26 protein-coding genes are annotated in these 23,886 nt (G+C 37.3%); 19 read left to right on the top strand and 7 right to left on the bottom strand.

All coding sequences use genetic code 11. From position 1 onward, the window contains the following. Window positions 1-16: 16 nt before the first annotated feature. A complete protein-coding gene (locus KHA95_RS11315; protein ID WP_213137618.1) occupies window positions 17-457 on the bottom strand; it encodes a YtoQ family protein in 441 nt (146 codons plus the stop codon). Window positions 458-606: 149 nt separating this feature from the next. Between KHA95_RS11315 and KHA95_RS11320 the strand changes: the two genes are divergently transcribed. Both KHA95_RS11320 and KHA95_RS11325 read left to right on the top strand, forming a co-directional pair. Beyond that, window positions 607-1,113: a hypothetical protein gene (locus tag KHA95_RS11320; RefSeq protein WP_213137619.1), complete on the top strand. Its 507-nt coding sequence runs from the start codon at window positions 607-609 to the stop codon at window positions 1,111-1,113. A 131-nt stretch (window positions 1,114-1,244) separates the two neighbouring features. Continuing rightward, on the top strand, window positions 1,245-1,562 hold the full coding sequence (locus tag KHA95_RS11325) for a thioredoxin family protein (protein WP_213137620.1): 318 nt from the start codon (window positions 1,245-1,247) through the stop codon (window positions 1,560-1,562). Between the two features lie 185 nt (window positions 1,563-1,747). Here KHA95_RS11325 and KHA95_RS11330 read toward each other — a convergent pair whose 3' ends face one another. From KHA95_RS11330 to KHA95_RS11345, 4 genes are read right to left on the bottom strand one after another with little or no spacing between them, the layout of a single operon-like run. Then, the gene (locus tag KHA95_RS11330; RefSeq protein WP_213137621.1) at window positions 1,748-2,887 is read right to left on the bottom strand and encodes an ABC transporter permease; all 1,140 of its coding nucleotides are present in this window, start codon (window positions 2,885-2,887) and stop codon (window positions 1,748-1,750) included. After that, the gene (locus KHA95_RS11335) at window positions 2,865-3,752 is read right to left on the bottom strand and encodes an ABC transporter ATP-binding protein (protein WP_213137622.1); all 888 of its coding nucleotides are present in this window, start codon (window positions 3,750-3,752) and stop codon (window positions 2,865-2,867) included. Before KHA95_RS11335 ends, KHA95_RS11330 begins: the two co-directional genes overlap by 23 nt. Next, window positions 3,736-4,488 (bottom strand): hypothetical protein, encoded by a 753-nt coding sequence (locus tag KHA95_RS11340; protein ID WP_213137623.1) that lies wholly within the window; start codon window positions 4,486-4,488, stop codon window positions 3,736-3,738. The genes KHA95_RS11335 and KHA95_RS11340 overlap by 17 nt, the downstream gene beginning before the upstream one ends. Further along, on the bottom strand, window positions 4,466-5,029 hold the full coding sequence (locus KHA95_RS11345; protein ID WP_213137624.1) for an RNA polymerase sigma factor: 564 nt from the start codon (window positions 5,027-5,029) through the stop codon (window positions 4,466-4,468). Before KHA95_RS11345 ends, KHA95_RS11340 begins: the two co-directional genes overlap by 23 nt. Before the next feature lie 156 nt (window positions 5,030-5,185). Here KHA95_RS11345 and KHA95_RS11350 point away from each other — a divergent pair, with 156 nt between their 5' ends. From KHA95_RS11350 to cyoE, 5 genes are all read left to right on the top strand, one after another. Continuing rightward, complete coding sequence (locus KHA95_RS11350) at window positions 5,186-5,986, top strand: DUF1444 domain-containing protein (protein ID WP_213138068.1); 801 nt, start codon at window positions 5,186-5,188, stop codon at window positions 5,984-5,986. A gap of 14 nt (window positions 5,987-6,000) precedes the next feature. Continuing rightward, a complete protein-coding gene (gene ytpR, locus KHA95_RS11355) occupies window positions 6,001-6,603 on the top strand; it encodes a YtpR family tRNA-binding protein (protein WP_213137625.1) in 603 nt (200 codons plus the stop codon). A 316-nt stretch (window positions 6,604-6,919) separates the two neighbouring features. Beyond that, window positions 6,920-8,371: a SulP family inorganic anion transporter gene (locus KHA95_RS11360; RefSeq protein WP_213137626.1), complete on the top strand. Its 1,452-nt coding sequence runs from the start codon at window positions 6,920-6,922 to the stop codon at window positions 8,369-8,371. 27 nt (window positions 8,372-8,398) lie between these two features. Beyond that, window positions 8,399-8,815, top strand: coding sequence for a universal stress protein (locus KHA95_RS11365; RefSeq protein ID WP_213137627.1), 417 nt, complete (start codon window positions 8,399-8,401; stop codon window positions 8,813-8,815). A 495-nt stretch (window positions 8,816-9,310) separates the two neighbouring features. Continuing rightward, on the top strand, window positions 9,311-10,189 hold the full coding sequence (gene cyoE / locus KHA95_RS11370) for a heme o synthase (protein WP_249316839.1): 879 nt from the start codon (window positions 9,311-9,313) through the stop codon (window positions 10,187-10,189). 327 nt (window positions 10,190-10,516) lie between these two features. On the opposite strand, the gene KHA95_RS11375 is transcribed toward cyoE, so the two are convergent. Beyond that, window positions 10,517-11,956, bottom strand: coding sequence for a vWA domain-containing protein (locus tag KHA95_RS11375; protein ID WP_213137628.1), 1,440 nt, complete (start codon window positions 11,954-11,956; stop codon window positions 10,517-10,519). Window positions 11,957-12,240: 284 nt separating this feature from the next. Continuing rightward, window positions 12,241-12,705, bottom strand: a complete 465-nt coding sequence (locus tag KHA95_RS11380; protein WP_213137629.1) for a DinB family protein — start codon at window positions 12,703-12,705, stop codon at window positions 12,241-12,243. Window positions 12,706-12,791: 86 nt separating this feature from the next. Between KHA95_RS11380 and KHA95_RS11385 the strand changes: the two genes are divergently transcribed. The 12 genes from KHA95_RS11385 to KHA95_RS11440 all read left to right on the top strand — a co-directional run bounded on the left by KHA95_RS11385 (window position 12,792) and on the right by KHA95_RS11440 (window position 23,794). Then, window positions 12,792-13,211, top strand: coding sequence for a hypothetical protein (locus tag KHA95_RS11385; protein WP_249316840.1), 420 nt, complete (start codon window positions 12,792-12,794; stop codon window positions 13,209-13,211). Between the two features lie 651 nt (window positions 13,212-13,862). Beyond that, the gene (locus KHA95_RS11390; RefSeq protein ID WP_213137630.1) at window positions 13,863-14,021 is read left to right on the top strand and encodes a hypothetical protein; all 159 of its coding nucleotides are present in this window, start codon (window positions 13,863-13,865) and stop codon (window positions 14,019-14,021) included. Between the two features lie 52 nt (window positions 14,022-14,073). Further along, entirely contained in the window at window positions 14,074-14,598 is a 525-nt protein-coding gene (locus tag KHA95_RS11395; RefSeq protein WP_213137631.1) for a GNAT family N-acetyltransferase, read from the top strand. A gap of 141 nt (window positions 14,599-14,739) precedes the next feature. Then, on the top strand, window positions 14,740-15,789 hold the full coding sequence (locus tag KHA95_RS11400; RefSeq protein WP_213137632.1) for a LacI family DNA-binding transcriptional regulator: 1,050 nt from the start codon (window positions 14,740-14,742) through the stop codon (window positions 15,787-15,789). Window positions 15,790-15,923: 134 nt separating this feature from the next. Continuing rightward, on the top strand, window positions 15,924-16,928 hold the full coding sequence (locus tag KHA95_RS11405) for a Gfo/Idh/MocA family protein (RefSeq protein WP_213137633.1): 1,005 nt from the start codon (window positions 15,924-15,926) through the stop codon (window positions 16,926-16,928). 36 nt (window positions 16,929-16,964) lie between these two features. Beyond that, the gene (locus KHA95_RS11410; protein WP_213137634.1) at window positions 16,965-18,218 is read left to right on the top strand and encodes an ABC transporter substrate-binding protein; all 1,254 of its coding nucleotides are present in this window, start codon (window positions 16,965-16,967) and stop codon (window positions 18,216-18,218) included. Between the two features lie 45 nt (window positions 18,219-18,263). Beyond that, window positions 18,264-19,151 (top strand): carbohydrate ABC transporter permease, encoded by an 888-nt coding sequence (locus tag KHA95_RS11415; RefSeq protein WP_213137635.1) that lies wholly within the window; start codon window positions 18,264-18,266, stop codon window positions 19,149-19,151. After that, window positions 19,148-19,978, top strand: coding sequence for a carbohydrate ABC transporter permease (locus KHA95_RS11420; RefSeq protein WP_213137636.1), 831 nt, complete (start codon window positions 19,148-19,150; stop codon window positions 19,976-19,978). The genes KHA95_RS11415 and KHA95_RS11420 overlap by 4 nt, the downstream gene beginning before the upstream one ends. A gap of 21 nt (window positions 19,979-19,999) precedes the next feature. After that, on the top strand, window positions 20,000-20,962 hold the full coding sequence (locus KHA95_RS11425) for a sugar phosphate isomerase/epimerase family protein (RefSeq protein ID WP_213137637.1): 963 nt from the start codon (window positions 20,000-20,002) through the stop codon (window positions 20,960-20,962). Then, complete coding sequence (locus tag KHA95_RS11430; RefSeq protein WP_249316841.1) at window positions 20,950-22,122, top strand: Gfo/Idh/MocA family protein; 1,173 nt, start codon at window positions 20,950-20,952, stop codon at window positions 22,120-22,122. The genes KHA95_RS11425 and KHA95_RS11430 overlap by 13 nt, the downstream gene beginning before the upstream one ends. A 273-nt stretch (window positions 22,123-22,395) precedes the next feature. Beyond that, a complete protein-coding gene (gene murB, locus KHA95_RS11435) occupies window positions 22,396-23,301 on the top strand; it encodes a UDP-N-acetylmuramate dehydrogenase (RefSeq protein WP_213137638.1) in 906 nt (301 codons plus the stop codon). Between the two features lie 85 nt (window positions 23,302-23,386). Beyond that, entirely contained in the window at window positions 23,387-23,794 is a 408-nt protein-coding gene (locus tag KHA95_RS11440; RefSeq protein ID WP_213137639.1) for a hypothetical protein, read from the top strand. The last annotated feature ends 92 nt before the right edge of the window (window positions 23,795-23,886 follow it).

The following is a 23,886-nucleotide window of genomic DNA, read 5'->3' on the forward strand; positions in this document are numbered from 1 at the left end:
TCCTCGTGCGCTTTCATTATTCAAAAATATATGCAAGGGCTTTGATCGCTTGATTTACCGTTTCGACCGTTACATTCGCCTTTCTTGATAGCTCTTTCAATGGATGGTGTAATTGTTCAGGGCGAATCAAAATTAATGGTTTGTTAAGGGCAACAGCCGCGCTTGCATCCATTGCTGTATTCCATTGACGATATTTTTCTCCGAACAAGGCAATGACGAGATCCGCTTTTTGCATGAGCACTTCTGTCCGTAAATTATTAAAACTTGAAGCAGCTGCGTCATGAAAAATTGCATTCGGCTGTTCACCGAGAATTTCCGCCCCAATTCCGTCGGAGCGGTCATGATCTTCCATCGGACCGACAAAATCAACTGGTAGCTGTAACGCTTTTACTTTTTCTTTCATTTCATTTCGCCAATTACTATGGATTTCACCGGCTAAATAGACTGTTAATTTCATGAAACATCCCTCCAATCTGTCATGCCTACATTGTAACATTGAACCTACTAATATTCTTCTAAATGGGACTTTTCACTCATTTAGGGTTGTCAATTGGTTTTTCATAGTAGTATGATAGAGAAGGAAAAGATACATGGGAGGAACATTCAATGAAAAAAATCGCAGTATTTCTAGTAATGGTTGTCATAACTATTTTATTTACTGGCTGCGGCGGTTCGTTAGAACAACAAAAAGAGAAAGCAATCGTGCGAGCTGAGCAAGCATTTACAAATAAATTAGATAAAAATGAAACATTACAAGCAATTGCATTCCATCGACCTTCAGGATTAACGGTTAAGGAGGATAAACCAAATAATATTATTTTGGAGAAGGGCTCACATCCTTACATTCTCTTTTATAATCCAATTGTTCCATCCAGTAGTGAGGAATTGTACGAACTTGAAAAAAATCAAGAGGGACAGATGATTGTTGACAAGACGTTTTCTGTTGAAGATCGTTTCGGTTACTTGCTAATTATGGATGCGGGTGATAATAAGTATGAGGTAACTGCTGGAGTCGGTGGGGTAAAAGCGACAACAGAGTCGACCGTTAAACAATTAGAATCTGATGCAGGCTATTTAATGGAAATGGTTGCGTCAGCGCAGCTATCTGAATGAATCGGTTATTCAAGTCATTGTATTCCATATTATCGCCCCATCTGTGATAAGCTTAATCATATTTGAATTTATGTGAAAGCGTGGCTGGATGAAACCCGGCAAAACGCTGATTAACACAGGAGGGAAATAAAATGGAAAAATTACAATCAATTGAGCAATTTGAGGAATTAAAAAAGGAAGAACGAACGATCTTTATGTTTTCAGCAGACTGGTGTGGAGATTGCAGATTTATTGAGCCATTTCTGCCTCGCCTAGAAGCGGATTATCCGGAATATACATTTGTGGAAGTGGATCGTGATCAATTTATTGATCTCTGTGGAGACCTTAATATTTTCGGCATTCCGAGTTTTATTGCTTTTCATAGTGGAGAAGAAGTAGGCAGATTCGTCAGCAAAGATCGTAAAACATTGGAAGAAATTGAAGATTTTATTAATGGTTTAGCTGGATAAGATGTGAAGGAAGCAGCTTTATGAGGTAAGTTCTCGTAAGGCTGCTTTTTTTAGACCAGTTTGCTGATCCAGGAGTTGCTAAATGATCAAAATTGAGCTTTGAGGAAGTGCGGCAATTGCGAAAGTCTCTATAAGTAATCAAGAAGAAAACGCCTAGACGGATTTCTTCTTGATTCATTCAAGTATTACATTGTTACTTGTTTTTTCTTCATGACCCATTTCGTTAAATAAATAAAGACCATAATAGTCGTTAATGAAAACACTACAGCTACGATTGGGTATAGAATAGGATATCCAATTAGATTAAAGGTGCTAAAATCAAGCCACTGATTTTTCACTTTCATTAAATGATACGTCGACAGATTTAATAAGCTTTTGCTCCAAGCAACTTCTTCCAGCCAATTAAGCCCTGGAATAACATTGATGGCAAAAGGGATACCAAATATAAATCCTGATACGAGCAGTGAAGTAAGCACTCGTTTGCATATCGCTGATACGAACACAATAATGAGTGCAAAGCTAATAGCTGCGATCGTATGCATAAACAACATTATGACATAGGATTCGCCTAATGTAAGTGGATATGGTGCATAATAATGCGCGTGTATTGATTGTAATGGTGCATTCCATCCGTGATTTCCGTATGCATACAAGGAGGTGGCCACACTATATGCGATCCAGCCAACTATTACAGGTAGAGTGAAAATCATTGCCGCAAGCAATTTTGCTGTCACTGCCTTTGACCGACCATATTTTGAGCTTAGTAAAAATTGATCCATCCCAGAGCTATATTCTTTTGAGAATATCGGTGAGATACCGATGATTAACATAAAGGCCGTGATGACAAAGCCAAATGTGTATATCATATCGATCATTTGACTCGGCCCTTTTTGATAATAAAATAGGGATGTGTCGATCGTAGATAATAATTTTTTATGTAATTCAGTATTCCTTTTCTCAAAAGAAGATGTGGAAAGATCAGTTGTATTTGTTAACATTGTAATCTCTTGAGCTCTCATTTCGGCATTTTGTTTTCGAGAGCTAAAGCTTTCGGAAATCCCGTATCGCACTTGATCTTCCAAACTCCAAGTACCTGTTCCATTTTCAGACTTTTTCTCTATTTCTATTTTAAATTTCTTTAATTGTGCGATTTTACCCTCGGTAATTTTACCTTCCCATGGCTTATATAAAAGATAAACATCTCGTTCACGGTCGCGGTCCATGTGAAGTCCTAGACTAATAATAACTAATAGCAATGTAAATAATAGATAAATACTTTTTTGCCGATAGATTTTATACAATTCAAACTTGAGCAATGGCAACATGTTGATCCTCCTCAAAAAAATACAAATATAAATCTTCTAAATTTGGTTTTGTTGCAACAGCATGATTTGAAGGTTGCTCATCACTAATAATTCGCAACTCAGCTCCGTCCTCTGTTCGAATCATATTTCCAACCTTAAATTCAGACTGGTATTTTGGAATATCATGGTCGTCTGCTGTAACGAGCCATACCTTACCTTCCATTTCTTGAAGTAGTTCTTGTGGGTCGCGTTGATGCAATAACTTCCCTGCTTTTAAAATAATAATTTCCTTGGCAATAAATTCAATATCTGAGACGATATGTGTGGATAATAAAACAATTCTGTCTCGACTAATGGACGATAATAAATTACGGAAACGAATTCTTTCTTTTGGGTCAAGTCCAGCTGTTGGTTCATCAACGATTAAGATTTTCGGATCATTTAATAATGCTTGGGCGATCCCAATCCGTTGTTTCATTCCTCCAGAGAATGATCCGACTTTCTTTTTACGAACGTGTGTAAGGTTTACAAGTTGTAAAAGTTCCTCTATTTTTAATGACGCATATTGTTTGTCCAATCCTTTTAAGGCGGCAATATAATGGAGGAATTTCTCGGCGGTAAAATTTTTATACAAACCGATATGTTGGGGAAGATAGCCGATTAAATCACGATAATCGTCCCCAAGCTCAAAAATATTTACATCATTTAGGCGAATAGAGCCTTCAGTTGGCTTTACAACCGTAGCTAATATTCTCATGAGTGTCGTTTTTCCCGACCCATTCGCACCTAAAATCCCGTATACTCCATTTGTAAATTGGCATGAAATATTATTTAAAGCTAAATATTGTCCATACCGTTTTGATAAATTATTAATGATTAAATTCATGATAAACTCCTTTTTGAATCATTTTAATTGAAAGTCCAATTCCAATGAGAGCGCAACAAACAATGGTAATAGCTAAACCTGATGGTAATAGCAGATCAATATTTTTGATTTTGACGATAAATAGCTCGAATAATACTAATATAAAAATTGTAATAGGGATCGCAAACATCGCCTTAAATTTAAGTGATAAAAATAAACTAATAGCGATTGTTACGGAGTATGGAACGGCCCAAAATTGCAATAATTTGATTAGAACAATTGGTTCAGCCCAATAATGAAAAACGCTAATAAGAAAAAGTGTACATGCGAGATTAAAAAAACCAACGACCATAAGTTTTGAAAGGATAATATGAGTAGGAGAGAATGTACATGATAATTCCAACTCAATTAGTCCTTCATCTCGGCTACGGAATATTTCAATTAGCCCAACTAAGATTGGCAATGGAGCAACAAATAAAAGTGTTATATACGGATCGCCGTTTACAAGGAATACTAAACATAACCCTAATGCTAAGTAAAGAAGATTACTTATCCAAAATGAATGTGAAAACTGTAATGATTCGATCCAAGCATTTTTTAATGGTGCAGGAATCAGTTTGGTGTACGGAGCTGTTTTTTTCTTTGGAACGAATTGATGCAATACAATCATTGTATCTTCTACTTTCTCCTCATCCGGATATTCAACGCTAAATTCGGAAAACCATTCCTCCAACTCATGATCTGTAAACTTCGTCATTGTCATCACCTCTTTGTAGAATACCTTTCAACTTTTCCAATCCTTGCCGCAGCCTTGACTTTACGGTTGAATCATTCGTTTTCATGATTCCGGCAATTTCTTTGATTGTAAAATCATGATAATATCTTAAAAGAATTGTGTTACATTGATAATCAGGCAATGTTTTAATCGCTGTGATTAGTTCACGGCGTTTTTCTTTTCTTTCGAAAATAAAAGGAACATCGACGGGAGACGCCGAGGAATCATTCATTTCTTCAGTTAATTTTGCTACTTGAAATGCTTTTGAGCGAAAGTAATCATTGCAATGATTGACTGCAAGTGTGTAAAGCCACGTTTTAAATTGAGCCCTTTCCTTGTAGGTCGAAATGGATTTCATCATTTTAATAAAAATTTCTTGAGTCAAATCGTAAGCCGTATCTTTATCCCCAGTACGTCTGTAAACAAACGCATATATTTGTTTGTAATAGCGTTTCACGAGTACTTCCATTGCAGAATGGCTACCATTTTTAATTTCTTGAATTAAGTCATAATCAGGAATCAATCTTTTCACCTCGTTAGCTTTAACGAAATTAAATTCATAAAAGTTTTAAAGAAATCAATTTATTTTAACATTCCTCTTTCTTTGAGCGATGAACGAGTTTGTTGTAGAATGGTAGGTAGCTTATTTTAGCCCAAGGAGGGGTGAACGATGTCAAAAATGAATGAAAGTAAATTACGAAAAGAGCTTGAAAGTCGCTTACAAAAATCTGGCAGGGTATTCATATATAATCGTGAAAAAGAAAATTTTCGGATTGAAAATGAAGAAACAGGTAAAGGGATTGATGTATCCTTACCTGGAATCGTAGCGAAATGGCACACGCAAAAGGAAAAAGCGATTGATGAAGTTGTTTACTATGTGGAAGAAGCATTGCAGGTCATGGGGAAAGAACAACAGGTAGCTGGCAGCGAAAAGAAAATTTATCCGGTTATTCGTTCTACATCTTTTCCGACCGAATCAGACGAGGGCATCAAGTTTATGACGGATGATCATACGGCCGAAACGAGAATTTATTATGCGCTCGATCTTGGTAATACATATCGTCTGCTTGATGAAAGGTTAATTGAGAAAGAGGGGCTTGATCCGCAAGAGATTCGCGAAATGGCTCGCTTTAATGTTCGTTCTTTATCGACTAATATGAAAAAAGATACCGTGGCCGGGAATGTTTTTTATTTTCTCAATACGAATGATGGCTATGACGGCAGCCGAATTTTAAATGAGAAGTTTTTACAAGAACAGGCAGCCGTTATTGAAGGAGATATGGCGGTAGCTGTTCCACACCAAGATGTGCTGATTATTGCCGATATTCGTAATGAAACAGGCTATGATGTGTTACAGCAAATGACGATGAGCTTTTTCGCATCGGGGAATGTTCCGATCACAGCGCTATCGTTTATTTATGAGGATGGCAAGCTTGACCCTATTTTTATAATGGGGAAAAATCGTAGAGTGGATCAATGAAAGGGGAAGAAACAATGAACGTTTTTTATAACCAAAAAGGAATCGGTGATACGCTGATTATTACATTAAAAGAAATTGAACATGTAGCATTTGATCGTAAGGGGGATGTCGCTCGTATATACGATGAAAAGACAAACGAAACGGGCGGTTTTAATCTTTTCCAAGCATCTTCATATGTTGAACTTGATGCAAACGGACAAGTGGAGCTGAACGAAGAGATCGTTGCCAAGATCAATGATGCGCTAGTGAAAAATGAGTTCGATGAAAAAATAGAGGCTGATTTTTCACCGAAATTTGTTGTTGGCTATATTAAGGAGAAAGAAAAGCATCCAAATGCCGATAAGCTAAGTGTATGTAAAGTAGATGTAGGGACAGAAGTGTTGCAAATCGTTTGCGGCGCACCGAATGTTGACGCAGGTCAAAAAGTCGTTGTCGCAAAAGTTGGTGCAGTGATGCCTAGTGGAATGCTAATTAAAGATGCTGAACTACGTGGCGTTCCATCCAGCGGAATGATTTGCGCAGCCCGTGAGCTAGAGCTTCCAAATGCTCCACAAGAAAAGGGTATTCTTGTATTAGAAGATGAGAAATACGAAGTAGGACAAGCATTTATATTTTAACTCGAATTAGCAGAAGTCTCACTTCTATAAGTTAAGTTAAGCCTCGGGTGACTGTCATCGATTTTAGAGGAGCTAGAAAGCAACGGGCTCGAAAATCCAACGCCAAGGCATATGTTTATAAGTAAAAAGGCTGAACTCGAATCGAGTTCGGCTTTTTTGCCTTCATCCGGTAATAAAGATCAATGAATCATTCTGCCCCACTTCAAGCTAACCTCTAAAAAAAACTTCAATCACAACAGTTCGATCTATGATATAATCATATAAGCTTGACTTCGATGAGAGTTCGAGGTCTATTTTTAATGAATGGGGTGTTTTTTTGCGGGTTTTATCATTAAAAGAACAATGGATCGGCAATATTAGAGGAGATATCCTTTCAGGGATTGTTGTGGCTCTTGCATTGATTCCTGAGTCGATCGCCTTTGCTTTTATTGTTGGTGTTGATCCAATGGTTGGGTTGTATGCTTCTTTTTGTATTGCGGTGATGATTGCACTTGTCGGTGGCAGACCTGGGATGATATCAGCAGCAACAGGAGCGATGGCGCTTGTGTTGGTGAGCCTTGTTGCAGATCATGGCATTCAGTATATGTTCGCAGCAACGATTTTAACGGGGATCCTGCAAGTGGTTATTGGATTATGTAAATTAACCCGTTTTATGAAGTATATTCCACGCTCTGTCATGATGGGGTTTGTGAATGCATTAGCTATTCTTATTTTTATTGCCCAATTGCGGCATTTCGTTGGGGAAACATGGGTGATGTACGCAATGGTAGTGGGGGCATTAGTTATTATTTATCTATTCCCACGAGTAACGAAAATTGTTCCATCTTCACTCATAGCGATTATCGTTATTACAATTATTGCTGTTTTAACAAAAAGTGATGTGAAAACGGTTGGTGATATTGGGAACTTACCATCTACATTACCATCATTTTTCATACCCGACGTTCCATTGAATCTCGAGACGCTGAAAATTATTTTTCCATATGCGATTTCACTTGCGATTGTTGGGTTGCTTGAGTCATTATTAACGGCATCTGTTGTTGATGATATGACAAGTACAGAAAGTAATAAAAATATGGAAGCACGCGGACAAGGGCTGGCAAATATCGTATCGGGATTATTTGGCGGAATGGCTGGCTGCGGAATGATTGGTCAATCTGTTATCAATATTAAATCTGGTGGTAGAGGTAGATTATCTACATTTGTTGCAGGGGCCTTTCTCATGGTATTGATTATTGTATTAAAGGATGTTGTTTTCCGGATTCCAATGGCAGCACTTGTTGGTGTGATGTTGATGGTATGTGTAAGTACGTTTGATTGGTCGACATTCAGAGTGTTGCGGAAAGCGCCGCTAACCGATTCAATTGTCATGATTGTTACAGTTATTACCGTACTTTCAACAAACGATTTGTCAAAAGGTGTTTTAGCTGGTGTTCTTTTAAGTGCGGTCTTCTTTGTTGCAAAAATATCAAAATTAAGAGTGACGACGAATGTAATCGGAAAAAAACGGGTATATGAAGTAAAAGGGCAAGTATTTTTTGCATCGGTTGATGCGCTCGTTGCGGCAGTTAATGTAAACAGTGAGGAAAAGGAAGTAGAAATTAATTTTAGTCAAGCACATGTATGGGATGATTCAGGTGTTGCGGCTATTGATAAAATCATCCTTAGATTACGAGAAAACGGGATCACGGCTACAATTTCTGGCTTAAATCAACCGAGCTCGAAACTGCTTAAACGATTGACTGTCCATAGTAATTTAGAAAACTAGTATACTGGCGGAAAGGCGGGGAATGGAATGTATGAGAGGTTATTATTAGCCGCTGACGGATCGGAAAACTCGGTACGTGCAGCGGAAGAAGCAGCAAAACTTGCGCAATTATCGCAAGCAACGGTAGAGATTGTTTATGTGATCGATTATTCGAGGGTTAAATCGGAAGTTCTTCAAAGCCGGAGCGCAGAAGAACTTGAATTAGAACGATATAAAAAGCTGCAGCCTGTTGAAGAGGTGTTTAAACAGGCAAAAATCACTCATACATTGACGATGCTTCATGGTGAACCAGGTCCAACTATTGTCGAATATGCGAATAAACAATCATGTAGTATGGTGATTATCGGTAGCCGCGGTTTAAATACGCTTCAAGAGATGGTACTTGGAAGTGTAAGTCATAAGGTGGCAAAGCGGGTAAAATGCCCGGTGTTAATTGTTAAATAATGATGCGCCTATGTTTGCCGACTTTCTCTTAAGATGGGAAAGTTGGCTTTTTTATTATCTAGGAAATGATAAAATACTTGCTTATAGACAATTTCAACTGGAGCAATCTACGTCTAGCTCCAGTCGCCCAGCGACTAGCAAACTTCACTCTTTTTCCTACGATAAGTCAACATCGGCTCTATCGAAGCCGTGTTTAGGCCTGCACGATGCAGGTTACAACGGCGTTGCCACAGGACGTGGCAGTTTTAGCCGTTGATCTCATAGAATCTCGTCAGAATCGCGAAAGGAAGTACGTCGCTAAACGGGCGCTTGCGCTTTTGTTCTGGAAAAAGTTAATTATGAAGTTTTTCGTACAAAGTCACGGCAACTATTTATCTTTAATGTAGAGAAGTGTTATATTGTAAGTATTGTATATGATTCTTTCGAACTGTTTTTCATAGGAGTGGATTGTTTTTGACAAATGTGAAAATGCCTTCTCCGGCGGAGGTAGGTTTTATGGATGAAAAAAAGTCCTCTACATTTTTAGCCGATGTAAAATCACTTTTTAAATTAATTGTATTAATCGTTAATGTATTGCCTGTTCTTACAGGGTTTTGGTTAGCCATTTATTTTACAAATGCTTCATTCTTCGCAAATTGGAATGTATTTGTACTAACGATGCTTGGAAGTACGTTGGTGATGGCGGGAGCGCTTGTCCTAAATAATTGGTATGATGTCGATATTGATTCCGTCATGGAACGAACGAAAAATCGTCCAACGGTTACAGGGAACTTTTCCTTACGCTCCGTTCTTATCCTCGGAATCGCACTAAGCGCTGTTGGCTTCATTTTCATGTTGTTTACGACGTTTGAGGCAACGATCTATGCTTTTATAGGCTGGGTTGTTTATGTTTTCCCATATACGATGTGGTCGAAACGGAAATATACGATCAATACGGTCATTGGTAGTGTTTCTGGAGCAGTCACTCCATTAATTGGTTGGGCCGCGATTGATTCGAGTTTTCATATCGTGCCAATGATGCTAGCTTTGATTATCTTTATTTGGCAAATGCCGCATACCTATGCGATTGCAATAAGAAAGCATGATGATTATAAAAGAGCTGGCGTTGCGATGCTTCCGGTCGTTCGCGGCTTTACCGTGGCGAAATGGCATAATGTCGTCTATATTGTCTGCTTATTGCCCATTCCATTTTTTCTAAAGTCGCTTGGTACGTTTTTTATTGGCTTCGCTACATTTTTAACTCTCGTTTGGCTCGTTATTAGCATTCGTGGCTTTTTTGTTAAAGATAACATCAAATGGGCGTACGTGATGTTTCTTTATTCAGTTAATTATTTAGCGATTTTATTTATTACGATGATTATTGTTACAATGTGAATATAAAAAGGCTGTCCACATTCGGACAGCTTTTTTTATAGAGAAACTATGAGAAAATTTGCGTTTACTTAAGCGCAATGAACAATGATTTGATGATGCCGAGGTGAATGGCCTAAATTGCAATGAGGATTCGACTAGCGGATATCGGAAGTCGTATTTTCCATTTGACCTCCAAAAAAGCTAATAATTCAATCTTTCTAATTTTTGATGTTTCGATAATATATGAAGCAAATGGCACTTGTTTGTTCCATTCATCACGATGCATTCTATCTAAGAAAAGGTTTTTCTATTCCGATTTAGCGATTGTGTAAAAAAGAGATTCCTATATTAGGAATCTCCCGGCACATTTTGATTAAACTTTTCTTCGATTAATTGAAGAGCTTCTCCAATCTTCATTTCATTAAGATCTTTTAATTCTCTTTTTAAAAGTATATATTCTTCTTCAATCCAATTATGGTATTCAGAATTTCTTTTTCTTAAGTAGTCATGGCTTTCACGGGACATTAATTTTCGTTGTTGGTATAAATATTGTAAAGCAGTTCCAATTTGACTGCCTTCATCCACTCTTTTTTTGTATTCCTTTGATTCATAGACAAAAATATCAAGATCGTTTTTAATCCTATCATGACTTATCCCTTGTTCTTTTTGTTTTTTCCACTTTTCCCAGCTTTTTGCAATTTCCTTCATTTGATCTAACTCGTTTTGCAGACTCTCTGCATTTTGCACGTCTTCATATGTTCCCTCTGTTACTTTTGCTACTTCTTTTAATTGTGTTTGTCCTTCGTTGTCGACATTAAAGCCGATCACGTTAACAATAGGTGTAATATCGGATTCGTACAGCTGTTTTGCAGCGGCAACAGGATCATCATCACAAGTAGAAACTCCATCACTGACTAAATAAACAATATTCGTATTATGGTCTCCTTGGAATTCTGCTAAATCTTTTTGAGCTTCGTTGATCGCCAATTGAATCGGCGTCCATCCCGCTGGCTGCGCTTTTTCTAGAGAAGTTTGAAAGCCAGCCTTGTCATATTTTCCTATTGGGTAGATAAGATCACTGCTTGCGCATGATCGTGCTTTATCAGAATCACTGCCTGTACCTTCATGTCCATAAATTCGAAGTCCAACATTGGCTTCAGCAGGCAGGCCTTCCACGAAATTAGTGATTGCTTTTTTCGCTGCTGCCATTTGCGTTTCTCCGCCAAGATCTTGTCGCATGCTTCCAGAAGCATCTAGCAGTACAAGTACATTTAAATTTTCTTTAAATTGCATCCGTGGATCTTCAATATCAGGATTGCCGATCGCCTGGAAGCGCAATTTGGCAAGGAGCTCCTCAGGACCAATAAAATCATGCTGAAAAACCGCCAATATTTCATTATAATAATGATTAAGCTGTGCCTCTGTGGGTTCACCAGAAATATCGGGCAGGTGTGCTGTTAATTCATCCAGCATTGGATGGTCTTCTTCATGAATGCCAAATAACTGCGGACCTGTATAACCGGAAGGCAAAGCAGCTAATTCAGCCAATGTTTGCGGAAGTGGGGCAGGCTCAATGTCTTCAGCTATCGTTTGTTTTTCAGTCTCGTTCTTGGCTTTATTTTTACTCTCACCTTCAACTTCAGATACTTTTTCTTCTTCAGATGTTTTTACCTTATCTAGGGCAATGGGCTCATTTGAGACTGAATTTTTTTCAACCTCTGTTTTATCACCACAGGCAGTGAGGATGAAAACGAAAACAGTCCATAGGAAAAAGTGTTTTAATTTCATAATGTCTCCTTATCTCAGTAAAATAGAAAGTATTATAAAAGATTGTAGCACTATTTAAACTCGATTAAAGATTTTCATACATAAATAGGAAAAAAGGATGGGGGAAATACAAGTATAAAACGGAATAGTGGTCAAAAGGGGCTATTTTTAGACTGGAGAATAATGTTGTTTTAAATGATAGCGCTACACATTTGAAATTTTGCCAAAACAAGGATAATCCCCTTCCTGTTAGGGGATTATCCTTGTTTATATAAATCATCATTAAGGTAAAACTATAAGTAAATTTACTTTTCTTTGAGCGCAATGATCAATGATTTGATGATGCCGAGGTGAATACCTTCATGCCAAGTGACAAATTGAAGTGAGGATTCAACCGTATCTAACATAAGTGAGCGGATATCGAGGACTTCAGAGGCCGCATTATTCATTTTACTTTCAAAAAAGGTGAAAATCCGATCTTCCTGCTTTTTCAATGCTTCAATAATTTCTGAAGTAGATGGTGCTTGATCGTTCCAATCGTCCGGGTGTGTACCATCCAAGAAAAGGTCTTTCCATTCTGGATGAGTGATTTTATACTTATGATCGGCTTTATTTAGAAATTCTTCAGCAGTAAAATATACATGGCCTGCATTCCAGCGGACGGTGTTCGGATATCCGGAAGGTTGCACGTCCCATTCTTTCTCATCAATCTTTGATAATGCGATCAAGGTAGAAGTACGTGAATACTTAAAAAGCTTTAACGCCTCCATTGATACAACTCCCTTTCTCTTAATAATAATTATTATACAATATTAGGTCGAATCAATCATTTAATACGATTTATGTGAGGGATTATATGAAAAAGATAGTGTTAATTATAAGTATTTTTCTCTATGCAGTCACACCTACTTCAATCATGGCAAAAGAATACGGAATAAACTGTCCAAAAGCCGAAGAAATAATGAAAACGAGTAGCCAAGAAAAAGAGGATTTACTCCGAGCATTACAAACGATCATTCCAGAAATGTATGACGACCGTACTGAATATAAAGAGTGGAGAGTTGAGGTGTTAAGCCCGATGGTAGACCTAAGTGGATACGAAAAAATTTACCGAGATATGGCTGTTCACTTTTGCGGGGAAAACGTGGCAAATCATTCGTGGTTTGTCAGAATCAGATTCCCGCACCTTCTTCCTGCACAAAGTGCTTCATTAGGTGAATTATTTATCTTGAAAAATAACCAAGGACAATGGTTTCCTTGGTTTCGGTATCACTAAAAATATGAAATGCCAAATTCATCAGCATTAAGTTAAAATAATCCTTCCTTCACATGTGAGATGTAGCTGTATGAATATCCTCATGCTGATAAATAAAGAACAATGGAAAATAGCAGCGATCCAGCTGATTGACCAAGTAAATCAACGATAAGCTAGCCTTAGCAATACTTCCTCCTCCACAGTTCGGCACTAGAATGACTGAGTAATGATAAATACATACGACTTTAGTGGAGGATCCCTTTCACAGTCCTTTGATGCAATGATTGGCTGATTCGAACTCTGATGAAAATTACAATAAGGATGATCTGCAGAGGATACGGCCAGAAAGAATTGTTAAAAGCGGGAATGGAAAAAAGAAACAGAAGGTGTAAAAATTGATTATTGTGAGCAATCCGAGTTGTTTGTCATAGTCAGGCATGAATAAAACAATAAGTGCCGGAATCATTGGCAATATGTATGAAATCAAAGCTTGTTCGCGAATTTTTTTCAAACAGAGTCTTCTATTAACAGATTATTGATATATATTGTAACATTACTTTAGAGAGTAAAGTCCTATCAAAGACTAAAAGAGAACAAGGTACTAGATGCGCCTTGTATAAATGAAACTTATTATTCGATTAGAACGTATCCGTAAGAGAAGGAGTGATTGTGATGGATAGTAATAGTTATTTTGTTGGCTGGGGAACATTGGCGCTTATTAATGCTGGTTTGGCACAATCTAAAAACCGAAGCGGATTAAATTGGTTTTTACTCTCCCTGCTTTTTGGACCAATTGCAACGTTTTTGATTGTAGTTTTTGAAAAGAAATAGATGGAAAAAAGAGTAATTACTCTAAATTTATATAATAGAAAGTAGTGACAATATGATCATTCGGACAGAAACACCCGCGGACTATAGTGCAGTTTTTCATATAAATTATCAGGCTTTTGATCAGCGGGAAGATGAATCTAAATTGATTGAACGCATTCGAAAATCAAAAGGCTTTATACCTGAGCTTTCGATTGTAGCGGAAAAGGATGGTGAAATTGTAGGTAATATTGTATTAAGTAAAGCAAAAGTAAGTGGAGAGGGAAACGAGCATGATGTGCTTACATTAGCACCAATTGCTGTACAACCCGTATGGCAGCAAAAAGGGATTGGCCGTATGTTGGTGAATGAAGGATTGAAAAGAGCAAAGGAATTAGGCTATGACTTAGTTTTTTTGATTGGACATCCAACGTATTATCCGAAGTTCGGCTTCAAGCAGGCCAAACAATATGGAGTAGATTTAAAACAATTCGATGTCCCGGAAGAGGTGTTTATGGTTTGTGAACTTCGGGCAGGGGAACTTAATCGCATTAAAGGAGAATTGCGGTATCCTTCTGCTTTTTTTGAAGTTGATGAATAATGGATTTGTACATTGCGGGAATGTTTTCATCATCATATTGCAATATGTGCTTGTGACTATATTAATAAAATAATATATGATTAGATGGAACCTAGGCTATGGAAACAGGAATGTAATCTATCAAAAAAGTAGGTGGTAAAAATGCAAGGAAAAATCACGGCAAAGATGATCGCGGAAGAGTTGGGGGTATCAACAGCAACAGTTGATCGAGTGTTGAACAATAGAAAAGGAGTAAGTGAAAAAACAATTAAGCGAGTCAAGGAGAAGGCTGATGAATTAGGGTATCGCCCGAATACAGCGGCGAAATTTTTATCAACCCAAAAAAGAACAGAAGTAGGGTTTATACTACCCGTTCTTCCAGAGTATTTTTGGGATGAGGTTGAAAAGGCGATTGAAAAATCTGCTGAACTATATGCGGATTTTGGTTTCGGTGCTCATATTCATAGAGTTGAGGCTCTACCGAAGGAAAGACAAATCAATTATATCAAAAAAATGATTGAAAATAATCCTTATGATGCGCTTGTAATATCTCCGATCGATGCGGATCCGTTTACTGAAGTAATCAATGAAGGCATCCAAAGGGGAATTCCTATATTCACATTAAATAATGATGTACCGAAAAGTAATCGAATCTCATTTGTAGGTGGAGATTATTATCAGGCAGGTTTTTTGGCAGCGGAGTTGATTTATCTTTTTGCTAAAGAATTAAATGAAGTAATTTTAATTAGGGAAGATGAGGATTCTTTCCAAATGGCGAATAAAGAAAAAGGCTTTAGGGACTATTTTCAATTCAATGGATTAAATATTAAGATAAAGACGATTCCTGTCATTAGTGATCATATTCAACTAGATGAAGTGTGGAAAAAAGAAATTTTGCGTTCAACAAATGCTATTTATGTGGCAAATGGGATTTTAGGAGAAATTGCGGAATATCTTCATGAAAATCAATATAACGATTCCAAAATATTGATCGGACATGACATGAGTGAAAAAATTTATCAATATATTGAAAGGCAAATTGTTAGGGCCACTATATGCCAAGATCCAGCGAGCCAAGCGATGATAACCGTACAAAATGTATTCGATTACTTATTACAAGGAGATAAGGAATTAAATGCTGAAACAATCATTAAATTGGAAATCGTAACGAAAGCAAATGCACAATATTACATAAATTTTGATAAAAATTAAAAAAATGATTGACGTACATCATCCTATGATTTAAAGTATGGTTGTGAAGCGCTTCCAGTGATGTACATTTTTTTTAAATAAAAATGATATACGTCCATCAAAATATTGAAAATTCAGTAATAGGGAGAGTGCGTATGAGTAAATATAAAGCCATTCAAGTCGGTGCTGGGGGATTTGGCATATCTTGGCTTGAAATATTAGATCGATTTGAGGACATAGAACTTGTAGCAGTCGTAGATGTAAATTCGGAGAATCTAAAAAATGCTGAAGGGTTTCTAAAAAATAGTTCGGTAGAGTATTTTACTGATCATTTGGAAGCCTTTTCGAAAGTAGAGGCAGATATCGCGGTCATTATCACTCCACCGCAAACGCATAAAAAGTTAGCACTTGATGCATTGGAACATAACTTAAATGTATTCATGGAAAAGCCAATTGCACATACATTTGCCGATGCATTAGAACTTTTGAAGAAGTCGGAACAATATGAAAAATTTATTATGATTAGTCAAAACTATCGTTGGAGACCGGAAATAGAAGCAATCAAAAAAGCTCTAAATGAGGGTCTGATTGGAAAAGTAAATTTTGTCGAATGGAATTTCCGTCGAGCGACAAAATTTGGCGGTTGGAGAGATCAATATAGTGAAATATTGATCGAAGATATGAGCATCCATCACTTTGACTTAATGCGCCATATTTTAGGTGTTGAACTATCAACGATTTTTGCCAAAAGCATGAAGCCATCATGGAGTTGGTTTAATGGAAACAGCACGGCTAGTGCGATTATGAATTTTGACGATATTCTGATCAACTATTTTGGAACATGGGTTACTAGAGGAAAAGAAACACCTTGGAACGGTGAATGTAAACTAGTTGGTGAAAAAGGTGTCATTGAATTAATGGATGACATACCTTTAGTAACTTATGAGGATGGAACGACTGAAAAACTCCAAGTAGATCCTATGAAATTTGAAGATCGTGAGTATTCAATATACGAAATGGTTCAAGCAATGAAGGAAAACAGAAAGCCTGTAACGGATTTGGCTGATAATATTAAGAGCTTTGCGATCGTTGGTGCAGCGTTGGAATCTATAAAACAAGCAAAAGAAATTCAAATGGATGAATTTATGGGAAAAGCGTAAAACTTTGAAATTATTTAATTAAGGGAGATATCTTATATGAAAAAGAAAATATTTTTGTTTCTAGGCTTTTTATGTTTAATCCTATTAGCGGCTTGTAATAATACTGACTCAAGCAAACCGGATAATAACAAAGCGGATGGACAAGTTGTAATAACCATTTGGGACTACTTAGCTCCTGATTCCTCATCAGATAGGGAACAAAAAGCACTTATTGAACAATATGAAAAAGATCATCCAAACATTAAATTTGAGAGAACATATATCCCATTTGCGGACCTTAAGACGAAGCTTCTTCAAGGTATAGCAGGAAACGACTTGCCAGATATTGTAGTGATTGATAACCCAGATCATCAATCTTTTGCAGAAGCAGGTGTGTTTGCTGATATAACGAAGGAAGTGGAAGAATGGGGACAAGCGGATAAGTATTACCCTGGAGCAATAGATTCAGCAAAATTGAATGATAAATTTTATGGTATTCCAAATAACAGCAACGCATTGGCAATTTATTATAACAAAGATTTATTTGAAGCAGCTGGCATCACTGAAACTCCTAAAACATGGGCCGAATTTGCCGAAGCTGCGAAGAAATTAACGAACGGAGACGTAAAAGGCTTTGCAATGTCTGGGAAAAAAAGTGAAGAAGGTACATTTCAATTCTTGCCCTATTTATGGCAAGCAGGCGCAGATTTAGATTCTTTTGATAGTCCTGAGGCAAAAAATGCAATGACCTTCATCCAAACGATGATAAACGACGGATCATTATCAAAAAATATGATCAACTGGGATCAATCGGACGTCTTAGTTCAGTTCCAAACGCAAAAAGCAGCGATGATGGAAAACGGACCTTGGCAAATTCCTGTATTAGAAGAGCAATCAAAGGATATAAATTGGGGAGTTTTTCTCATGCCTTCTGACAAGGATCCAGCTTCTGTTTTGGGAGGAGAAAACTGGGCAATTACCGCCAATTCACAAAATAAAAAAGAGGCATGGGATTTCTTAATGTGGACGCAACAACCGGAAATTTTAGGGCCGATGCATGAATTGGGTGGAAGATTACCAAGTAGGGAAGACATTGGATCCGATTCACAATATACATGGCAAAAAGACGAAAACGTAAAGGTTTTTATGGAGCAATTAAAAACGGCAAAACCACGTGCGTATGGAACAAAGTATCCTGAGATTTCCAGCAATGTTCAAGAAGCAATTCAACGCGCTATGACTGGCGAAGACATCAATAAAGTAATGGACGATACAGCGAAGAAAATTGAGCCACTGCTACCGAAGAAATAAATAGGGGAGGAAATTCCCCTCCTATTTAGTTAAAGGAGGTTCGACATGTACGACACAATGAAAAAAAGCTTGCCACTTTATCTATTTATGGTACCCGCGATTATTTTTGTTATATGCTTTATGATTTATCCTATTATTTATAATATCGTTGTTAGTTTCCAAGACTTAACAATTTTGAATTTAAAAGAAGGCGGTCCATTTATAGGACTTCAAAATTATATCGAAGTTGTACAATCTGAAAAGTTTTTGATTGCGCTTAAAAATACATTTATATATACGGTTGCCTGTATTTTTTTTCAAGTAATTATCGGCTATTTATTAGCACTATTTTTCAACCAAGATTTCCCGTTTAGAAACTTTTTTAGATCCATTCTTCTGTTAGCATGGATGACTCCTTTAGTCATTACTGGAACATTGTTTAAATGGCTTTTTGATGTTGACTATGGTGTGATTAATTACTTATTAATGAATCTTCATATTATTAGTGAACCAGTTAATTGGCTCGGACAAGAAAGTACAGCTCTAACATCAGTTATTATTACAAACATTTGGGTTGGTATACCATTCAATATGATCTTAATTTTATCCGCTCTTCAAAGTTTGCCAGAAGAAGTGTATGAGGCTGCAAAGATTGACGGTGCTAATAAGCTACAAACTTTTACAAAAATTACGATGCCATTAATGAAGTCTACCCTTTATGTTATTTTAGTGCTTGGAATTATTTATACATTTAAAGTGTTCGATATTATATTAATTATGACTGGGGGAGGACCGGTTAACGCGACACAAGTACTTCCATTCTTTGGATATGAACAAGCGTTTATTAACTTTAATTTTGGGGCTAGCGGTGCAGTAGCAACAATTATCTTGTTTATTTTAATGTGTATTTCACTTGTCTATCTATACTTGGTTAAGAAGGAGGAGTCGGCATGAGAAAGTATACAACAAAACAATATGGCCTCCTTCTAGTCGCTATCTTCTTTACAACTGTATTTCTATTTCCAATTTATTGGATGATAACAACGTCTATCAAACCAATCCAAGATGTGTTTGCGACGCCGCCGATGATTATTCCTGAGCATATTCAATTTGATGCCTATATTAAAAATTTATTTGAAGATCGCAGTTTACTCCCATACTTGAAGAATTCTTTCATTATTGCTACGGGAACGACGATATTTACTTTACTAATCTCCTTACCATGTGCATACGCTCTTGCAAGATTCCGATTAAAAGGAGCATCAATCTTCATATTAATATTATTGATTACACAAATGATTCCCGGGATTATGATGGCGATGCCTTTATTTATTCTGTTTAGCAAAATAGGACTTTTAAATAGTTACTGGGCATTAATTATTGGAAATACTACATCCGCACTCCCTTTCGCAATCATTGTGATGAGACCGTTCTTTTTATCAATACCAAGAGGATTGGAAGATGCAGCAGTAGTAGATGGGTGTAATGCATTTACGGCTTTCATTAGAATTATCCTGCCATTAACAAAGCCGACCGTTTTGACAGTAGGTACATTCAGCTTCCTCTTCGCATGGGGAGATTTGATCTTTGCGTTAACATTAGCAACGGATGAAAAAATAAGACCCCTCACGATGGGATTAACGAAGTTTATTGGCCAGTATGGAACACAATGGGATAACTTGATGTCGGTATCGACTATAGCTGCGGCACCTATTATAATCATGTTCCTATTAATGCAAAAATATATAGTTAGCGGAATTACAGCCGGTTCAGAAAAATAATATTTTAGGGAGAGATGAACAATGAAACTAGGAGTATTTGCTGTATTGTTTTCAAAAATGACTTTAGAAGAAATGTTAGATTATGTGAAAGCAAGCGGTTTGGATACGGTTGAAATTGGAACGGGCGGCTATGTTGGAAATGCACATTGCAATCCAAAAGAGTTGCTGGAAAATGATAGTAAACTAGAAGCATTTAAGCAAGCTTTCAAAACGAGAGGCATGCAAATTAGTGCATTAAGCTGTCATGGAAATGCTTTGCATCCAAATGAAGACATTGCAAACGAGCATCATGAAGCATTCGTAAACACAGTAAAATTGGCTGCTAAATTAGGTGTTGAAAATGTAATTACATTCTCTGGCTGCCCTGGTGAATCTGAATACTCTAAACATCCAGTATGGATTACATGTCCATGGCCAACTGACTTTTCAACCGTAGTCGAATGGCAATGGGAAAACAAAGTCATCCCATATTGGAAAAAACAAGTAGAATTACTAGAACAATATAATGTAAGAGTAGCAATCGAACCTCATCCTGGATTTGTCGTTTATAATACGGAAACGATTCTCCGCTTAAGAAGTGAGTGTGGAGAAAGAATTGGTGCTAACTTTGATCCTAGCCATTATTTTTGGCAAGGAATGGACCCTGTAAATAGCATTAAGGCATTGGGAGATGCTCTCTTCCATTTTCATGCGAAGGATACGAGGATTGATCCATTGAATAATTCGTATAATGGTGTACTTGATACAAAATCTTATCGTGATATTGCTAATCGTTCTTGGGTTTTTAGGACTGTTGGTTATGGTCATGGTGAAGATGTATGGAGAGAGATTATTGGTGCTCTGCAAACGATCGAGTATGAAGGTGCTGTCAGTATCGAACACGAAGATGGCTTAATGAGTGTAGACGAAGGCTTTACAAAAGCGGTAGCATTCCTACAGGATATGCTTATTGCAGAAGGAGCAAAAGAGTTATGGTGGGCATAAAAAAAGAAGTCAGAGTTGGGATGGTTGGCTATAAATTTATGGGAAAGGCTCACTCTCATGCTTATCAGGACGCACCATTCTTTTTTGAAATGGGAGTGAAGCCAGTAAAACAAGCAATCTGTGGCAGGAATGAAGCGGGAGTAAAGGAAGCCGCAGAGCGATATGGATGGAATAGCTATGAGACCGATTGGCGAGCGTTGATTACTAGGGATGATATTGATGTCATTGATATTGTTACCCCTAATAATCGGCACGCGGAAATTGCGATTGCTGCTGCTGAAGCTGGCAAGCACGTATATTGTGAGAAGCCGTTGGCCATGACATTAGAAGAATCCAAACGTATGCTTGAAGCGGTAAAGAAAAACAATGTTGTTCATATGGTGAACTATAATTATCGTTTCGCGCCAGCGGTTCAATATGCGAAAAAGTTAATTGAGGAAGGAAAGCTAGGAAAAATTTATCATATTAGAGCGAACTATCTTCAAGATTGGATTATGGATCCCCAATTTCCACTTGTCTGGAGACTTGAAAAATCAATAAGTGGTTCCGGATCACATGGGGATTTAGCAGCACACCTCATTGATCTAGCTAGATTCCTGGTTGGCGAATTTGATGAAGTATCAGGAATACTAGAAACGTTCATTAAAGAAAGACCAGCTGTTGCAGATAGTTCTGGATTGAGTGGAGTTGCTTCGGTAACGGACTATCGAAAAGTAGAAGTCGATGATGCAAGTATTTTTATGGCTAGATTTAAAAATGGAGCAGTTGGTACATTCGAAGCGACTCGCTTCGCTGGTGGTAATAGAAATGCCAATAAATTTGAAATCAACGGTGAAAAAGGCTCGATAAAATGGAATGCTGAAAATCTGAATGAGCTTGAGTTATATCTTGCATCCGATGAAGAGGGGACACAAGGATTTAGAACGATTAATTGTACGGAAGAAGTTCATCCGTATGCTGACGCATATTGGCCTGCCGCACATATCATTGGTTATGAACATACTTTCATTAATCTAATTGTTGAATTAATGAAGGGAATTGAAGATGGTAAATCTCCATCTCCAAATTTTGAAGATGGCCACATTAACCAGGCGATTATGGAAGCAGTAGAGCGATCCGCTCAAAATAAAACATGGGAAAAAGTTGAGCCGTATATTTAAGAAAAGGATATAAAGTCGATTACTCTAATGAGGGTATATCGGCTTTTTTTAGTGAAAATAATTGAAATAAGTGATTAAATGATACTTGCATCGATTGATCTTTTGTATGAAAGACAGGGCGTAATTTATTACGAAACATTAACAGTTTTAAATCAACCTTGTCCTAGGTGTCGCTTCCTGTGCGTTCCCATAGTATAATATGAATGAAAAAGATTGTGGATCGATGCTTGTGCTGTGAACAACTTGATCTTAGAAGGAAATGAGGGCTTGTAGTTGAAAGAAACATTACTCAAATTGTTCCCAGATCTTACTTTTAAATTTGATGAACCGTTGGAACATTACACATATACAAAATTAGGTGGAAAGGCAGAATGCCTATTTATTCCAAAGAATGAGCAGGAATTGCAGAAGGTCCTTGCTTATACGTATGAAAATGAGATACCGGTATTTGTGCTTGGCAATGGCTCAAACATCATTGTTCGTGATGGTGGGATGAAGGGGATTGTCGTTTCGACGTTGCGATTAGAGCGAATTGAAATTGACGAAAATACGATTATGGCTGAAAGTGGATCGAAAATCATTGACGTATCCTTTTTTGCGCAGGAACAAGGTTTAACAGGTCTTGAATTTGCGTGCGGAATTCCTGGCTCTACGGGCGGTGCGGTATTTATGAACGCTGGAGCGTATGGTGGAGAAACGAAAGATGTGTTACAAAAGGTAAAAGTGATGAATCTGAAAGGCGAAATCTTCTTTATGGATGCGGAAGAACTGGAACTTGGGTACCGCCACAGTATTATCCAAGAAAAACAATATCTTGTACTTGCTGCCTACTTTTCACTGAAAGAGGGAAATAAAGAGGAAAGCTTGGCGAAGATGAACCATTTGAATGAGTTAAGGAGAAACTCTCAACCGTTAGAATATCCATCTTGCGGCAGTGTGTTTAAACGCCCGCCAGGAATGTTTGCGGGGAAATTGATTCAAGATTCCAAGCTTCAAGGGTGTACTATCGGTGGTGCACAAGTATCGAAAAAGCACGCCGGCTTTATTGTCAACATTGATAATTCAACGGCAACGGATTATATTTCCTTAATTCGCCACGTTCAAAAAACCGTAAAGGAAAAATTTGATGTCGAACTTGAAACAGAAGTAAGGATTATCGGGGAAAATGAATCATTGTAGTTTATTGGAGGAGAGCAGATGCTTTCCTTTATTTTTTATACATTTTTTTATACCCATAGGGAATAATTGGATTGAGGTGTTCCCAATGATTAAAAAAATTGTATTTTGCTTCATGATCTTATTTTTAAGTTCGACGGTTGCAACGGCTCAATCGAATCAAGTGGAGATTTTCAATATTAATAATGGAAAAATAGAAAAAAATGTACCATTGAACGAGGATATCCAACAAGAGGCAGGGAATTTAATTAACGGAATTACAGATGTGTATCGTAGGATGGAGCCGATCCCAAATAAAGGAATGATGATTAAAGTCCCGTTGCAACCTGCTGTTCTAGTGGAAAATAGTTTGTTCCATGATCTTGTAGATGAGGTGATCATTATCATTCCTCCAAAAGAAGACCCTTATTTAATGATGTTTGATAATGAAAATAAACCGCATTTTTTTACATTTAAAGGAAAGGTTGATCCGATTTTATTAAAACTTGGCAAATGAAATGAGATGGAAGGAATCTTTCCTTCCATCTTATTTATTCCGGCATTTTTTACATACTTGTATGATCAAATTTGTGTCTGTTCGATGTGGAT

The sequence above is a fragment of the Bacillus sp. FJAT-50079 genome, from assembly GCF_018343515.1.
Lineage (GTDB): Bacteria > Bacillota > Bacilli > Bacillales > Bacillaceae_C > Lederbergia.

Coding starts and splice junctions, on each gene's coding strand:
- KHA95_RS11425 (WP_213137637.1), top strand. CDS start 20,000: ATGAAACTAGGAGTATTTGCTGTATTGTTTTCAAAAATGACTTTAGAA.
- KHA95_RS11405 (WP_213137633.1), top strand. CDS start 15,924: ATGAGTAAATATAAAGCCATTCAAGTCGGTGCTGGGGGATTTGGCATA.
- KHA95_RS11325 (WP_213137620.1), top strand. CDS start 1,245: ATGGAAAAATTACAATCAATTGAGCAATTTGAGGAATTAAAAAAGGAA.
- KHA95_RS11320 (WP_213137619.1), top strand. CDS start 607: ATGAAAAAAATCGCAGTATTTCTAGTAATGGTTGTCATAACTATTTTA.
- KHA95_RS11390 (WP_213137630.1), top strand. CDS start 13,863: ATGGATAGTAATAGTTATTTTGTTGGCTGGGGAACATTGGCGCTTATT.
- KHA95_RS11400 (WP_213137632.1), top strand. CDS start 14,740: ATGCAAGGAAAAATCACGGCAAAGATGATCGCGGAAGAGTTGGGGGTA.
- ytpR (WP_213137625.1), top strand. CDS start 6,001: ATGAACGTTTTTTATAACCAAAAAGGAATCGGTGATACGCTGATTATT.
- cyoE (WP_249316839.1), top strand. CDS start 9,311: ATGGATGAAAAAAAGTCCTCTACATTTTTAGCCGATGTAAAATCACTT.
- KHA95_RS11330 (WP_213137621.1), bottom strand. CDS start 2,887: ATGTTGCCATTGCTCAAGTTTGAATTGTATAAAATCTATCGGCAAAAA.
- KHA95_RS11410 (WP_213137634.1), top strand. CDS start 16,965: ATGAAAAAGAAAATATTTTTGTTTCTAGGCTTTTTATGTTTAATCCTA.
- KHA95_RS11315 (WP_213137618.1), bottom strand. CDS start 457: ATGAAATTAACAGTCTATTTAGCCGGTGAAATCCATAGTAATTGGCGA.
- KHA95_RS11335 (WP_213137622.1), bottom strand. CDS start 3,752: ATGAATTTAATCATTAATAATTTATCAAAACGGTATGGACAATATTTA.
- KHA95_RS11385 (WP_249316840.1), top strand. CDS start 12,792: ATGAAAAAGATAGTGTTAATTATAAGTATTTTTCTCTATGCAGTCACA.
- KHA95_RS11340 (WP_213137623.1), bottom strand. CDS start 4,488: ATGACGAAGTTTACAGATCATGAGTTGGAGGAATGGTTTTCCGAATTT.
- KHA95_RS11380 (WP_213137629.1), bottom strand. CDS start 12,705: ATGGAGGCGTTAAAGCTTTTTAAGTATTCACGTACTTCTACCTTGATC.
- KHA95_RS11375 (WP_213137628.1), bottom strand. CDS start 11,956: ATGAAATTAAAACACTTTTTCCTATGGACTGTTTTCGTTTTCATCCTC.
- KHA95_RS11350 (WP_213138068.1), top strand. CDS start 5,186: ATGAATGAAAGTAAATTACGAAAAGAGCTTGAAAGTCGCTTACAAAAA.
- KHA95_RS11420 (WP_213137636.1), top strand. CDS start 19,148: ATGAGAAAGTATACAACAAAACAATATGGCCTCCTTCTAGTCGCTATC.
- KHA95_RS11395 (WP_213137631.1), top strand. CDS start 14,074: ATGATCATTCGGACAGAAACACCCGCGGACTATAGTGCAGTTTTTCAT.
- KHA95_RS11365 (WP_213137627.1), top strand. CDS start 8,399: ATGTATGAGAGGTTATTATTAGCCGCTGACGGATCGGAAAACTCGGTA.
- KHA95_RS11415 (WP_213137635.1), top strand. CDS start 18,264: ATGTACGACACAATGAAAAAAAGCTTGCCACTTTATCTATTTATGGTA.
- KHA95_RS11430 (WP_249316841.1), top strand. CDS start 20,950: ATGGTGGGCATAAAAAAAGAAGTCAGAGTTGGGATGGTTGGCTATAAA.
- KHA95_RS11440 (WP_213137639.1), top strand. CDS start 23,387: ATGATTAAAAAAATTGTATTTTGCTTCATGATCTTATTTTTAAGTTCG.